Consider the following 13,706-nt stretch of genomic DNA (forward strand, 5'->3'; position numbering starts at 1 on the left):
CAGAGCCGGTGGCAGAGGCCGCCGCACCGGTCAGGCCTTGGTGAAGCCGATGAAATCGTCGGGCGCTGCCCTGCCCATTTCCTCTTCCCAGTGGCGGCGGCAGAGCGAGACATAGACGTCCTTGCCGATCGCCACCTGCTCGCCCTGCCTCGCCACCTTGCCGTCCGAGCTGAGGCGCACGACCATCGTCGCCTTGCGGCCGCAGCGGCAGATGGTTCGCACTTCGCGCAGATCGTCGGCAATCGCCAGCAGCGCGCGCGAGCCGGAGAACAGCTTGCCCTGGAAATCGGTGCGCAGGCCGTAGCACATGACCGGGATGTTCAGCCGGTCGGCGATGCGGGCGAGTTGCCAGACCTGCTCTTCCTCGAGGAACTGCGCCTCGTCGACGAAGACGCAATGCACGGTCGTGTGGTCGTGATGCTCGGCGACGCGGGCGTAGAGGTCGTCGCCGTCACGAAACATCTCGGCCTCCGTTTCCAGGCCGATGCGCGACGAGATCAGCCCGGTGTCGCCCTTGCGGTAGTGGCCGGCGACGAACAGCATCGTCGTCATGCCGCGTTCGCGATAATTGTAGGACGCCTGCAGCAGCATCGTCGTCTTGCCGGCATTCATCGTCGCATAGTTAAAATAAAGCTTGGCCATCCTGCTCTTTTAAGCCGACTTGTCCCGGCGCGGGGAGGGGGCGGTGGCTCATTCCCCTGAAAAAGCCGCCTGCCATCAGAAAAGCGGCGTGAGTGTCGCTGATCGGCCAGCCGGCGCCGTTCATCGTGATTGCCTTAGTGCTTGAAACCGCACCAGAATGGTGTTTGGCTGACGAAACAAGGCGGAGATGAAAACCGTTACTTCGCTTCGCCAAAAGAATCGCAATGGGAGAATATCTATGTCGCGTATGAATTCCTACGTCGCCGGCCTCGGTCTGGCGGCTTTCCTGTCCACGAGCGCTGCCTTTGCCGGAGATCCGGAAAGCTGCAAGGCGGTGCGTCTTTCCGATGTCGGCTGGACCGACATCCAGGCGACGACCGGTGTCGCCTCGGTGCTACTCACCGCGCTCGGCTACGAGCCTCAGGTGATCCAGCTGTCGGTTCCGGTCACCATGGCCTCGCTGAAGAACAAGGATCTCGACGTCTTCCTCGGCAACTGGATGCCGTCGATGACCGCCGACATCAAGGACTACACCGCCGACGGCTCGGTCGAGACCATCAGTGAGAACCTCAGCGGTGCTGGCTACGGCATCGTTGTGCCGACCTATGTCGCGGACGCCGGCGTCAAGACGCTGACCGACCTCGGCAAGTTCAAGGACAAGTTCGACGGCAAGATCTACGGCATCGAGGCCGGCAATGACGGCAACCGCATCATCCTCGACATGATCAAGAACCCGAAGGACAACCTCGAAGGCTTCGAACTGGTCGAGTCGTCGGAAGCCGGCATGCTCACCCAGGCCGAGCAGTCGATGAAGAACAACGAATGGATCGCCTTCCTTGGCTGGACGCCGCATCCGGTGATGGGCGCCATGAAGATCACCTATCTCGACGGAATGGGCGATAGCGGCTTTGGCGCTGCCACTGTGCATACCAATGTGCGCAAGGGCTACACCACCGAGTGCCCGAATGTAGGCAAGTTCATCGCCAATTTGAAGTTCAACCTCGACATGGAAGGCGAGATGATGGACGCGATCCTCAAGGGCGGCGACGCCAACACGGTCGCGACCGACTGGCTGAAGAAGAATCCGGACGCGGTTGCGCCCTGGATCGCCGGCGTGACCACCTTCGACGGCGGTGATGCCGCCGCGGCGGTCAAGACCGCACTCGGAGGCTGAGCCGACTTTGAATCCGGCATGACCGGAAAAGGGCAGCCATCGTGGAAAAGGCTGCCCTTTTTCATATCCTGTGACAAGATGACCGTCCGGCAAGGATGGCGCAGCCATAGAGGGGCAAGATGGATCCGATTTCGAAATTCCTGGTCGCCTACAAGATCCCCATAGGTCCGTGGGGGAAGGCCTTCTTCGGCTTTCTTACAGACAATTTCGATACCGTCTTCAGGGCTTTTTCCAACAGCCTCAATTTCCTGCTCGACGGGGTAGTCGACGGACTTCTGCTGTTGCCGCCCGTCCTGCTCATCGCGCTGATTGCGGTGCTCGCCTATTTCCTGCAGCGCTCCAGGGGCCTGGCCGTCGCCGTCTTCCTCGGGCTGCTGTTCATCCTGAACCAGAACCTCTGGAAACAGACCGTGGAGACGCTGGTGCTGGTGGTTGCCGCCGCCGCCGCCTCGATGGCCATAGGCGTGCCGCTCGGCATCTGGGCCGCGCACAAGCCGAAAGTCTACCGCATCATGCTGCCCGTACTGGATCTGATGCAGACGCTGCCGACTTTCGTCTACCTGATCCCGGTGCTGACCCTGTTCGGCCTCGGCAACGCGCCCGGCCTCATCGTCACAATCATCTTCGTCATCCCGACTTCGGTTCGTCTTACCCATCTCGGTGTCACTTCGGTACCGAAGTCGATCGTCGAGGCCGGCGAGGCGTTCGGCGCCACCAAAAGACAACTCCTATGGAAGGTCGAGCTGCCCTCGGCTCTGCCCACCATCATGGCCGGCCTGACACAGTCGATCATGCTGTCGCTGTCGATGGTGGTGTTCGCGGCCCTGATCGGTGCCGGCGGCCTCGGCACTGAGATCAACCGGGCGCTCGGCTCGCGCAGGATCGACTTGGGGCTCGAGGCCGGTCTGGCAATCGTCGTGCTCGCCATCGTGCTCGATCGAATGACCCGTATTGGCGTTGGAGGCAAGAAATGACCGTCGCCGTTGATTTCAAGAACGTCGATATCGTCTTCGGCGCCGACCAGGCCGGTTCGCTGGCGCTCATCGACAGCGGCGCCACCCGCGCTGAGATCCTCGAAAAGACCGGCAATGTGCTGGGTTGCGCCGGCGCCAGCCTGACCGTGCACGAGGGCGAGATTTCTGTTCTGATGGGCCTTTCGGGCTCGGGCAAGTCGACCCTGCTCAGGGCCGTCAACCGCCTGAACGTGGTGTCGCGCGGCCAGGTTCTGGTCAAGGACGGCGCCGGCACGGTCGATGTCGTCACCTGTGATGAGGCGACGCTTCGGCGGCTGCGGCAAAAGCAGGTGGCGATGGTGTTCCAGCAGTTCGGCCTATTGCCGTGGCGCACGGTGGAGGAAAATGTCGGCCTCGGCCTTGAGCTCGCCGGCATGCCCGACGCCGAACGCAAGGAACGTGTGCATCGCCAGCTGAAGCTGGTCAATCTCGACCAGTGGTCGAAGAAATACGCCCACGAGCTCTCGGGCGGCATGCAGCAGCGCGTCGGCCTGGCGCGCGCCTTCGCCACCGAGGCGCCGATCCTGTTGATGGACGAGCCGTTTTCGGCACTCGATCCGCTGATCCGGACCAAGCTGCAGGACGAGTTGCTGCAGCTCCAGGCCGAGCTGAAGAAGACCATCATCTTCGTCAGCCACGATCTCGAGGAGGCGCTCAAAATCGGCACTCATATTACCATCATGGAGGGCGGGCGCATCGTGCAGACCGGCGCGCCGGAGGACATCGTGCTCAGGCCCGCCAACGACTATGTCCGCGACTTCATCGCCAATGTTAACCCGCTGTCGGTGCTGACCGCCTGGAACGTGATGCGCGATCGCCGCGACCTCGAAGAGAGCGCCGACGGCTGGGTCTGGCTCGACCGGCGCAAGACGACGCGCTTCAAGATCGACGAGCACGGGCTGGTGGCGGCGGCGGAACGCGACGGCAAGCCGGCGGTGTGGGTGTCGTGCACCGACATCGAAGCCCAGCCAGAGGAGACCGCTCAGGTGTTCTGGGCAACCCCAGGCACGTCGCTCAAGACGGTGATGCTGGCCATGCACCGCTCGCAGACCGCACCCGTGGCCCTGTTCGACGATCAGTCGCGCTTTGTCGGCGCCATCGGCATCAGGGACGTGCTGAGCGCGGTGCTGCGGCGGTAGAAGCCTGCGGTTCAATAAGTGGCCGAAGTTGCGGCCGCGAGGCGGGGGCCGCACCTTGGTACGGCTGGCAGGTGCCGGAACCGCGCCCTAGTGTTACACTATTCGCGTGGCCGGTTGTGCCGCGGACGGGTAGGGTGCAAGGGATGATCTTCCGACAGCTCTTCGATTCCGTTTCGGGCACCTATTCCTACCTGCTCGCCAGCCGCAAGGGCGGCGAGGCGCTGATCATCGATCCCGTGCTGGAGAAGGTCGACCGCTATCTCCAGCTCGTGAGCGAACTCGACCTCAGGCTGGTCAAGGCGGTGGACACGCATCTGCATGCCGACCACATCACCGGCCTCGGCGCGCTGCGCGACAAAACGCATTGCGTGACCGTGATGGGCGAGCAGACCAAGGCCGACGTGGTGTCGATGCGGCTTGCCGATGGCGACAAGCTCGCCATAGAAGGGCTGGCGCTCGACGTCATCTATACACCCGGCCATACCGACGATTCCTACAGCTTCATCCTGCCGGATCGGGTGTTCACCGGCGACACGCTGCTCATCCGCGGCACCGGCCGCACCGACTTCCAGAACGGTGACCCGCGCCAGCAATATGAATCGATCTTCGGCCGCCTGCTCAAGCTGCCCGACGAAACGCTGATCTATCCGGCGCATGACTACAAGGGTGAGACCGTCTCGACCATCGGCGAGGAAAAGGCGTTCAACCCGCGTCTGCAGGTGAAGTCGATGGATGAGTATGTCGAGATCATGAACAATCTGAAGCTCTCCAATCCGAAGATGATGGACGTCGCCGTGCCGGCCAACATGAAGGTCGGACTGCATCAGGACGATATTGCCGGGCGGGGCTGGTCGGTCACCGCCGAGGTCGCGCTGGCGCTGGTCGGCAGGCCCGACGTCGCGCTGATCGATCTGCGCGAGAATGCGGAGCGCGAACGGCATGGCGTCATCCCTGGCGCCATCCATCTGCCCTATCCCCGGCTCCAGGAAAACATCGCCGCCGGCGGCATGCTGCACGAGCTCGCCAGGTCGACCGGCAAGCGGCTTTTGTTCTATTGCGCCTTCGGCGAACGCTCGGCGATGGCGGTTCAGGCCGCCCAAGACGCCGGGATTGTCAGCGCCCGCCACATCCACGGCGGCATCGCCGCCTGGAAGAAGGCGGACGGACCGCTCGTCCATTAAAGCAATTCCAGGAAAAGTGCGTGGTGGTTTTCCGTCCGGAATTGCGTCAAAACAAATACTTAGAGCGCGGCCGGTTGTTCATCAGCCTGGAGATTCAATTCAGTCCGATGAGCCTGGCGCCATTCCGGAACAGGGCCTCTCCTTCGGAATCGAAGCGGAAGGTGGCGATGAAATCGTCGGCGCGGTAGTCCGGCAGCGTCTTGCGGATGGCGGCGGCGAAGTTTCGTGCCTCATCCTGGCGGCCCGCCAGCGCCAGGCAATGCGCGGCGATCGACAGGATGATGGTGTGGGCGTTGGGCCGTGCGGCCGCTTTCAGGGCCCATTCGGCCGCCTCGTCGAACTGGCCGAGCCGGGCCAGCGCCATGGCCCGCGACCCCATCATGCCGAACAGCAGCGGGTCGAAGGGGCTGAGATGGCGCGAATGGTCGGATGAGCCGATCGCGGATTTCGGGTCGCCCGACTGGGATTGCACGAAGGACAGCGCATAATGGCCGAGCGCAAAGTTCGGGCTGAGGTCGACGGCTCTTTCCAGCTCGAGCAAGGACCCGTCCTGTTCGCCGCGCAGCCACAGCGCGCGGCCCATGGCCCAGTGGGCGGCGGGGTTGTGGTCGTCGACCAGCAGGCTCTGGCCGGCGCTTTCGAAGGCAAGCGCGGTTTCCTGGTCGCGATCACCCCAGCGCTGGAAGGCGTTCTGCCAATGGGTGAAGGAGAGGCCGGCGTAGGCGCGGGCGAAGGTGGGATCCTGCTTCAAGGCCATGCCGAAGAACTGCTGGGCCAGTTCGTTCTCCGTGCGGGTGAAGCGGTACATGTGCCAGAGGCCGCGGTGATAGGCCTCCCAGGCATTGAGCGAGTTGGGGGCCTTCAGCATGGCGCGGTTGCGCTCGACCGTGGCGATCTCGGCTGCGATCGAGGAGACGATGCTGTTGCCGATATCGTCCAACACGATGAAGATGTCGTCCGGCTTGCGCTCGAAGGTCTCGGCCCAGACGATCCTTGCCGTGCGCACCTCGATGAGTTCGACCGAGACGATGACGCGTCCCGCCAGGCTGCGGACGGTTCCGGTGGCCACGTAATCGACATTCAGCCGGCGCCCTGCATCCTCCGGGGCGATGTTTTTCTCGGCCAGCGCGAACATCGACCCACGTGCAATGACGAAGAAATCCCTGAGCTTGGCGAGGCGGGTGATGATGTCGTGGGTCATGCCATCGGCCAGCCCGCCGCGAACGCCGTCGTTGCCGGTGTGCTCGACAAACGGCATGACCGCAAGCGAGGCCCGGCGCGATGCGGCGGCATCCGGTTCGGCAAGCGCAATCGGAACCTGGGGCGCGAAGGCAATCGCCGGCTGCGCGCCTGGCGCCGCACCCGACTGCCGGTCCTTGATCGCCCGCCATGCCTCGCGCACGGGTGCGAATTCCAGCTCTTCCGATTGAAACAGCTGGGCGGCGACAACAAGGTGTTCCTCGCACTGGCCGATCTGGCCCCGCCTGGCCAGGGTCTCCAGCAGGGCCACATGCGCGCGCACGTCGAAGGGCGCGAGCTCCAGCCATTTGTCCAGATAGGGAGAGGCGTCGGAGCCAGCCGGCAGGGTGTTGACCAGATGTTCCAGGATAGCGATGTGGCAGGAGGTGAACCGGCGGCGTTGCGCAACCAGCCAGCTGTCGAAATGCGGACAGCGGTCCAGCTCCAGCCCATCGAGGAAATCGCCGGCGAACAGGTCGGACAGCGCTTTCAGTCGCTCCGGGCCAAGTGTTCCTATTCCCGCCGCCGCGGCAGCGGCGATCTCGACGGCATCGACCGAGACGCCGTCCAGGCGCAGCCCGACCGTGTCGCCCTGCGTTTCGATCCTGCTGACATCAGGGTCGTCGAGAACGCCGCGCAGCTTGCTGAGGCACCAGCGAAGCTCGCCTCGCGGGTCGTTCGGCACATCCCACAGAAGCTCGCACAGGCGACTGCGCCCGACGGCATGCGGCGTGAGCGTGAGATAGGCCAGCAACGCACGCAGCTTGCGCGATGCCGGCAATGCCACGGGAATCCCGCTGCGAAGAACAGTCAGCGGCCCGAGCAGGCGCACGGAAAGGCCGGCAACCTCGCCACTTTGGATCTTTTGAGCGGATTCCACGGGCAATACCACGCTTGCTACCACGCTGGCCAACCGGTTGCTGTTTTACCACCGAACCTGACAAGGCGCATCCGGCAGCGAATTCCAGGCGCCGGACACCGCCATTGCCATATTGACGGCAAGTCGGGAACCGTAACGCGGCAAGGTCTCGAAACCGCGCCGCCCAAACCGCCGGCCTGTAACCGGCTCGTGACGACAGCTTGAGGAGAGCCAGACATGTTGCATCAGTCAAAGATCAGGACCACGGCCGGCCGCGGCCGCCTGTTCGACAGCATTCTCGACACGGTCGGCGATACGCCGGTGATCCGGATCAACAATCTCGGCCCCGCGCACGCGACGATCTATGTCAAGGCTGAGTTCTTTAACCCGGCGGCCTCGGTCAAGGACCGGCTGGCGCTCAACATCATCGAGGCGGCCGAACGCAGCGGTGCGCTGCGGCCTGGGCAGACCGTCGTCGAGGCGACCAGCGGCAATACCGGCATCGGGCTTGCCATGGTCTGCGCGCAGAAGGGCTATCCGCTGGTGGTGACGATGGCCGACAGCTTTTCCGTCGAGCGCCGCAAGCTGATGCGCATGCTGGGCGCCAAGGTGGTGCTGACGCCGCGCGCCCAGAAGGGTTTCGGCATGTACAAGAAGGCAGTGGAACTCGCCGAAGCCAATGGCTGGTTCCTGGCCCGTCAGTTCGAGACCGAGGCCAATGCGGCCATCCACGAAGCGACCACGGCGCGCGAGATCGTCAATGATTTCGCCGGCTCGAGGCTCGACTGCTTCGTCACCGGCTATGGCACCGGCGGCACCGTCGCCGGCGTGGCGCGCGTGCTGCGCCGCGAGCGGCCGGAAACCCGCATCGTGCTCACCGAGCCGGCCAACGCGCAGCTTGTCGGCAGCGGCAAGCCGCAGGAGCGCGGCAAAAACGGCGCCCCGGCAGCCAGCCACCCAGCCTTCGAGCCGCATCCGATCCAGGGCTGGACCCCGGATTTCATTCCCAATGTGCTGCAGGAAGCGATCGACAAGCGCTACTATGACGAGGTGATGCCGATTGCCGGACCCGAGGGCATCAAATGGGCCAAGGCGCTGGCGCAACAGGAGGGGATATTCACTGGCATCTCCGGCGGCTCCACCTTCGCCGTGGCACGCCAGATCGCCGGGACATCGCCGGCCGGCTCGGTGATCCTGTGCATGCTGCCTGACACCGGCGAACGCTACATGACGACGCCGCTGTTCGACGGCATCGAGGCGGAGATGGATGGGGAAGAGATCACGCTTTCGCGTTCGACGCCCAGCTGTCAGTTCGACGCCTGACAGCGGATCGCGGGGGACACCAATGGACGCGATGCCGCAAACCTCGAGCGCGACAGCGGAGGAAACGCTCGATCCTCTGGACTGGGCCGATATGCAGGCCCTGTCGCACCGGATCGTCGACGATGCCGTCGGCCATCTGCGCGACGTTCGCGACCGCCCGGTGTGGCGGGAGATGCCGGCCGAGGTGAAGGCCTTCTTCACCTCGCCGCTGCCGCGCTCGCCGGCGCCGATCGCCGAGATTTATGGCGATGTCGCCCGCAACGTGATGGCCTATCCGATGGGCAACATCCATCCGCGCTTCTGGTCCTGGTATATGGGCTCCAGCAACTTCACCGGCGCGCTCGGCGATTTCCTGGCGGCGATCCAGGGTTCCAATCTGGGCGGCGGCAACCATGCCGCCGGCCTGATGGACAGCCAGGTGATCGACTGGTGCAAAGAGATGGTGGGCTTTCCCGCCTCGGCCAGCGGCACGCTGGTCAGCGGCGGCTCGATGGCCAACATCATCGGGCTCACCGTGGCACGCAATACCACGGCGGGTATCGACGTGCGCGAGCACGGCGTCGGCGCCATCGCGCAGCCCTTGCGTTTCTATGGCTCTGACCAGACCCACTTCTGCCACCGCAAGGCGATGGAGGTGCTTGGCCTCGGCAACCGGGCGCTTCGCCGCATACCGAGCGATGCCGCAATGCGCATCGACATCGCGGCCTTGCGAGCGGCGATCGCGGAAGATCGAAAGGCGGGCTTCAAGCCGGTCTGCGTCATCGGCAATGCCGGCACCGTCAACACCGGCGCGATCGACGATTTGCAGGCGCTTGCAAGGCTGGCGGCGGAAGAGGATCTCTGGTTCCACGTCGACGGCTGCATCGGCGCGCTGATCGCGATTGCGCCGGAGAATGCAAGTCTCGTTGCCGGCGTCGAACAAGCCCACTCCCTCGCTCTCGATCCGCACAAATGGCTGCACGCCCCGTTCGAGGCGGGCTGCGCGCTGGTCCGCGATGCCGAGGCGCATCGTGGCGCCTTTGCCGTCATGCCAGAATTTCTGGAATCGAAACCGCGCGGCCTCGCTAAGGGGCAATGGCTGCACGAGTACGGACTGCAGACGTCGCGCGGCTTTCGCGCCCTCAAGGTATGGATGGCGCTGAGAGAGCACGGCATTGAAAAATTCGGCCGCCTGATCGACCAGAACATCGCTCAAACCAGGTATCTGGCCAGGCTGATCGAGGCCGAGCCGGCGCTGGAGCTGATGGCGCCGGTGAGCATCAACATCGTCTGCTTTCGCCACCGCGCCAACGGGCTGTCCGGCGAGCGCCTGAAGGCGTTCAACACCGAGATCATGCTGCGACTCCAGGAGGAAGGCATCGCGGCCCTTTCGGACACCACCGTGCACGACCAGCATTGCCTGCGGGTGGCGATCGCCAATCACCGAACCCGGTACGAGGATCTCGACCTTCTGATCGCGGAAATCTTGCGTCTCGGCACAGAACTTGCCGCGTGAGCGGCGTAGCACAGGAGGGACGCATGTCGTCCATGGACTATGCGATAGACTATGCGGAAGAAGGCTCGGGACCGACCGTGCTGTTCATTCCGGGATCCTTCAGCACATATGCGGCCTGGCGGCCGATGCAGAAATGGCTGTCGCCTGACTACCGGATGATCGGCACCAGCCTTTGCGGATATGGCGCGACCGCGGAGACCCGCTCGCGCAATGATTTCGGCATGCGGCACCAGCTGCGGATCATCGAGCAGGCGGCACGTCGTGCCGGAGGACCCGTGCATCTGGTCGGGCATTCCTTCGGCGGGACCGTCGCCCTTGCCGCGGCCTTGGCAAACACCATCGACGTGGCGAGCCTGTCGCTCTTCGAGGCAAATCCCATCGCGCTCCTCAACAGCGAGCCGAGGCAAGGCCTCTATCAGGACGTTCTGAGGCTTAGTCGGGAGTTCAGCGCGGCGGTCGCGGCCGGCGACGCCGACGCGGCCGGCATCATCATCGACTTCTGGGGCGGTCAAGGCACCTTTGCAGCGCTTCCCGAAATCGTGCGGACCCATTGCCGGCAGACTGCCGCGACAAACGTGATCGACTGGCTGACGGTTTTCAGTTTCGAGGCTTCTCTCCGCGACTACAGCGCCCTCGATATCCCGGTTCTTCTCGTCAGAGGCGGGTTGGCCAATCCGGCCATGGTGGAAATGACCGACATGCTGCAACACGCCTTGCCGCATGTGCACAGCACGATTGTCGAGGACGCCGGCCACTCCCTCATTGCAACCCATGCGCAAAAATGTGCCGCGCTGCTGACACGGTTCCTGACGATTGCAGACGCGGAACTGCCGGAAGCCGCGATGGTGGCCTAATCCTGACCTGCGGGAAGCGGCGCGCCGGGGAGATAAAGCATGATCGGGCGGATCTCGTAGACGGCAGTGGGATTGACGCGCCTGAGGTCGCGCGCTGTTGCAATCGCCTCGTCCTGGCTGGCGCAGTCGAGGACATAGAGGCCCAGCAACTGCTCCTTGGTTTCGGCAAAGGGACCGTCGATCACCATTCCGTCGCCTGGGCCGCGCAACGTGACGGCCGCCGCGGTTGCACCCAACCTTGCCGCCGGCCCGAGTTTTCCCTCGCGGGTCAGCCTGGCGTTGATCTCGAGCAAGTCTTCCATCAGCGCCGCATCCTCCTCAGGCGTCCAGGACTGGACGGTCTGTTCGACGTGATAGGCAAGGATGGCGTAGAACATGGGACGGTCTCCTCAAATCAAGTTCTACAGCGTCCTTTGCGTGTCCAAGAGGGCGCGCAGCGCTGTGGTGCCGGATCGGGCGGCAATATCACAAGGATCGCGGGACTGATCCAGCCCCGGTGCCGATCAGGCCGCCTCCTACTGACTCATGCTGCCAGCGGCAGGCGCAGCTCCGTCAGCAGGCCGCCGCCGGGATGGTTGGAGAGGCTGATCTCGCCGCCGGCGGCACGCGCGATGTTGCGGGCAATGGTCAGGCCAAGACCGAGGCCGCCGGTCTGGCGGTTGCGCGATTGCTCGATGCGAACGAAGGAGCCGAACACCGTGTCGAGCTGTGCCTGCGGGATGCCGGGTCCCTCGTCGCGGATGGTGAGCGTGATTGTGTCCTGCGACCGCACAAGGCTGAGATGCGCTTTCTTGCCGTAGGTCACGGCATTCTGGACGAGGTTGGTGACGCAGCGCTTCAGCGCCACCGGCCGCGCGACGCAGATCAGGCCGCGCGGCCGCGTGCCGTCGTGGTCGAACGAAACCTCCTCGAAGCCGTCGGCGACCGCCTCCACCAGCGACCAGAAATCGATGCGCTCGGCCTTCTCCTCAGTCACCTCGAACTTGGCGAAGTCGATGACCGAGCTGGCAATGCTCTCGATGTCGGCGAGGTCATGCGCCAGTGCCGCGCGGGCCGGCGATTTGCGCAGCAGTTCGAGGCGCAGCCGCATTCGGGTCAACGGCGTGCGCAGATCATGTGCAAGGGCTGCCGCCAGGTGCTCGCGATCCTCGACATAGTCGCGCAGCCTGAGCTGCATGGCGTTGACCGCCTTGGCCGCAGCGCGGATCTCGCGGCTGCCCGACTCGGCGATCGGCGGGCTCTTCAAATCGTGGCCGATGCGCGTCACGGCGGTTTCCATCATCCGGTAGGGCGCGGTCAGCCGGCGCAGCGACCAGATCGACATCACCACCACCAGCCCGGCGATCAGGGCATAGAGCGGCAGGCTGTCGAAGCTCAATATCGGGCCTACCGGCGTGATCGGCTCGGTGAAATTCAGCCACTGCCCGTCGGCGAAGCGCAGCGAAGCTGTCAGCTTGTCGCTCTGGGCGAAATCCGCCGCCAGCACCAGAAGGTCGCGCTCCACCTGGCCGACATCCTTGTTCATGATCGCGCCGCCGGGAGCATCCGACTCGCGCGTTGCCGGATCGCGCCGCACGCGCGCGTCGGTGATGCCGAATTTGGTCAGGCGCCCGACGAGGATGTCCTCCAGTTCGGCGAGTTCGTCGTCGCCGGCGATCGAGGAGGTCACGGCGGGCGTGTCCGAAACGGTCAGCGCGTAGGTGGCGTTGAACAGTCCCGACGCGGTCGCCTTACGTTCTTCGGGCGTCGCATCGTGCATCAGTTGCACCAGCGAGAAGGCGCGGTCGTTGAGGCGGTAGAGATCGACCACGTCGTTGGCGGCGTCGCGGTCACGTGCGACGATGTAGAGTGTCGCGATCTGGCTGATCAGCAGGCCGGCAATGACGATGAGCAGTACCCAGACAGGCAGGGTCTGCGGCAGGAAGCGTCTCATTCGGAGGTCGTTTCGGGCAGGAACTGATAGCCGCCGCTGCGCACGGTCAGGATCAGTTTCGGCGTCTTGGGATCGTCTTCCATCTTGCGCCGCAGCCGGCTGACCAGGATGTCGACGCTGCGGTCGAAACTGTAGCCGGTATCGCCGCCCGAGAGCTCGATGAGCTGGTCGCGGGTGAGCACGCGTTGCGCGCTTTTGACGAAGGTCTGCAGGAGGTTGAACTCCGCCATCGTCAGCTCGACCCTGACATCGCCGGGCGCCGTCAGGCGGCGGCGCGAGCAATCCATCGTCCAGCCGGCGAAGTGGTAGATCTGCTTGGTTGTCGGACGGCGCGGCTCGGCGGCGCCGTTGCGCCTCAGCACGGCGCGGATGCGGGCCAGGAGCTCATGCGGATCGAAGGGTTTCGGCACATAGTCGTCGGCGCCCATCTCGAGGCCGACGACGCGGTCGGTCGTCTCGGTGACGGCCGTCAGCATGATGATCGGCGTCGTGTGGTTGGCGCGCAGTTCGCGGCAAAGCTCCAGCCCGCTCTTTCCGGGCAGCATCACGTCGAGAACGATGAGATCGACCTGCATGCGGCGCAGGATGGCCTCCATCTCGACGCCGTCGGCGGCAACGGTCGTGTGCAGGCCCCGCTTCTGCAAGAACTCCTGAAGCAGGTCGCGTATGCCCTTGTCGTCGTCGACGATCAGTATGTGTGCGTCGGATTTCACGGGAACCCTGTCATTTCTGGTGGCCAAGCGGTCATTCGATCATCTCCCACACGATAGAATTCGGGCCATATGTTGGCCAGTGGCGATAGCACAGCCCAAGCCAGATGCGGCAGAAACAATCCAGAAACAAATTTCTATAGT

At 64.2% G+C, this 13,706-nt stretch carries 12 protein-coding genes; 7 read left to right on the forward strand and 5 right to left on the reverse strand.

What is annotated here, in order from left to right:
* Positions 1-30: 30 nt before the first annotated feature.
* Positions 31-642, reverse strand: coding sequence for a thymidine kinase (locus DH08_RS35050; RefSeq protein ID WP_192183763.1), 612 nt, complete (start codon positions 640-642; stop codon positions 31-33).
* Positions 643-880: 238 nt separating this feature from the next.
* Between DH08_RS35050 and DH08_RS35055 the strand changes: the two genes are divergently transcribed.
* The 4 genes from DH08_RS35055 to DH08_RS35070 all read left to right on the forward strand — a co-directional run bounded on the left by DH08_RS35055 (position 881) and on the right by DH08_RS35070 (position 5,149).
* Positions 881-1,816 (forward strand): choline ABC transporter substrate-binding protein, encoded by a 936-nt coding sequence (locus tag DH08_RS35055; RefSeq protein ID WP_192183764.1) that lies wholly within the window; start codon positions 881-883, stop codon positions 1,814-1,816.
* Between the two features lie 119 nt (positions 1,817-1,935).
* Positions 1,936-2,790 (forward strand): choline ABC transporter permease subunit, encoded by an 855-nt coding sequence (gene choW / locus DH08_RS35060; protein WP_006203525.1) that lies wholly within the window; start codon positions 1,936-1,938, stop codon positions 2,788-2,790.
* Complete coding sequence (gene choV / locus DH08_RS35065) at positions 2,787-3,968, forward strand: choline ABC transporter ATP-binding protein (protein ID WP_192183765.1); 1,182 nt, start codon at positions 2,787-2,789, stop codon at positions 3,966-3,968. Before choW ends, choV begins: the two co-directional genes overlap by 4 nt.
* Before the next feature lie 143 nt (positions 3,969-4,111).
* Positions 4,112-5,149: an MBL fold metallo-hydrolase gene (locus DH08_RS35070; protein ID WP_192183766.1), complete on the forward strand. Its 1,038-nt coding sequence runs from the start codon at positions 4,112-4,114 to the stop codon at positions 5,147-5,149.
* A 94-nt stretch (positions 5,150-5,243) separates the two neighbouring features.
* Here DH08_RS35070 and DH08_RS35075 read toward each other — a convergent pair whose 3' ends face one another.
* On the reverse strand, positions 5,244-7,274 hold the full coding sequence (locus tag DH08_RS35075) for a tetratricopeptide repeat protein (protein WP_192183869.1): 2,031 nt from the start codon (positions 7,272-7,274) through the stop codon (positions 5,244-5,246).
* Positions 7,275-7,484: 210 nt separating this feature from the next.
* On the opposite strand from DH08_RS35075, the gene DH08_RS35080 reads away from it, so the two are divergent.
* The 3 genes from DH08_RS35080 to DH08_RS35090 are packed head-to-tail and all read left to right on the forward strand — an operon-like array spanning position 7,485 to position 10,919.
* Positions 7,485-8,570, forward strand: a complete 1,086-nt coding sequence (locus DH08_RS35080) for a PLP-dependent cysteine synthase family protein (protein WP_192183767.1) — start codon at positions 7,485-7,487, stop codon at positions 8,568-8,570.
* 22 nt (positions 8,571-8,592) lie between these two features.
* Entirely contained in the window at positions 8,593-10,065 is a 1,473-nt protein-coding gene (locus DH08_RS35085; protein WP_192183768.1) for a pyridoxal phosphate-dependent decarboxylase family protein, read from the forward strand.
* Positions 10,066-10,088: 23 nt separating this feature from the next.
* Entirely contained in the window at positions 10,089-10,919 is an 831-nt protein-coding gene (locus DH08_RS35090) for an alpha/beta fold hydrolase (RefSeq protein ID WP_192183769.1), read from the forward strand.
* On the opposite strand, the gene DH08_RS35095 is transcribed toward DH08_RS35090, so the two are convergent.
* The 3 genes from DH08_RS35095 to DH08_RS35105 form a co-directional block, all read right to left on the reverse strand.
* Positions 10,916-11,296 (reverse strand): YciI family protein, encoded by a 381-nt coding sequence (locus DH08_RS35095; RefSeq protein ID WP_192183770.1) that lies wholly within the window; start codon positions 11,294-11,296, stop codon positions 10,916-10,918. The genes DH08_RS35090 and DH08_RS35095 overlap by 4 nt on opposite strands.
* Positions 11,297-11,442: 146 nt before the next feature.
* Positions 11,443-12,852 carry an ATP-binding protein gene (locus tag DH08_RS35100; RefSeq protein ID WP_192183771.1) on the reverse strand — a complete coding sequence of 470 codons (1,410 nt, stop codon included), beginning with the start codon at positions 12,850-12,852 and terminating at the stop codon, positions 11,443-11,445.
* Complete coding sequence (locus DH08_RS35105; protein ID WP_040582875.1) at positions 12,849-13,565, reverse strand: response regulator; 717 nt, start codon at positions 13,563-13,565, stop codon at positions 12,849-12,851. The genes DH08_RS35100 and DH08_RS35105 overlap by 4 nt, the downstream gene beginning before the upstream one ends.
* Positions 13,566-13,706: the final 141 nt, after the last annotated feature.

Source organism: Mesorhizobium amorphae (assembly GCF_014843845.1).
Lineage (GTDB): Bacteria > Pseudomonadota > Alphaproteobacteria > Rhizobiales > Rhizobiaceae > Mesorhizobium > Mesorhizobium amorphae_A.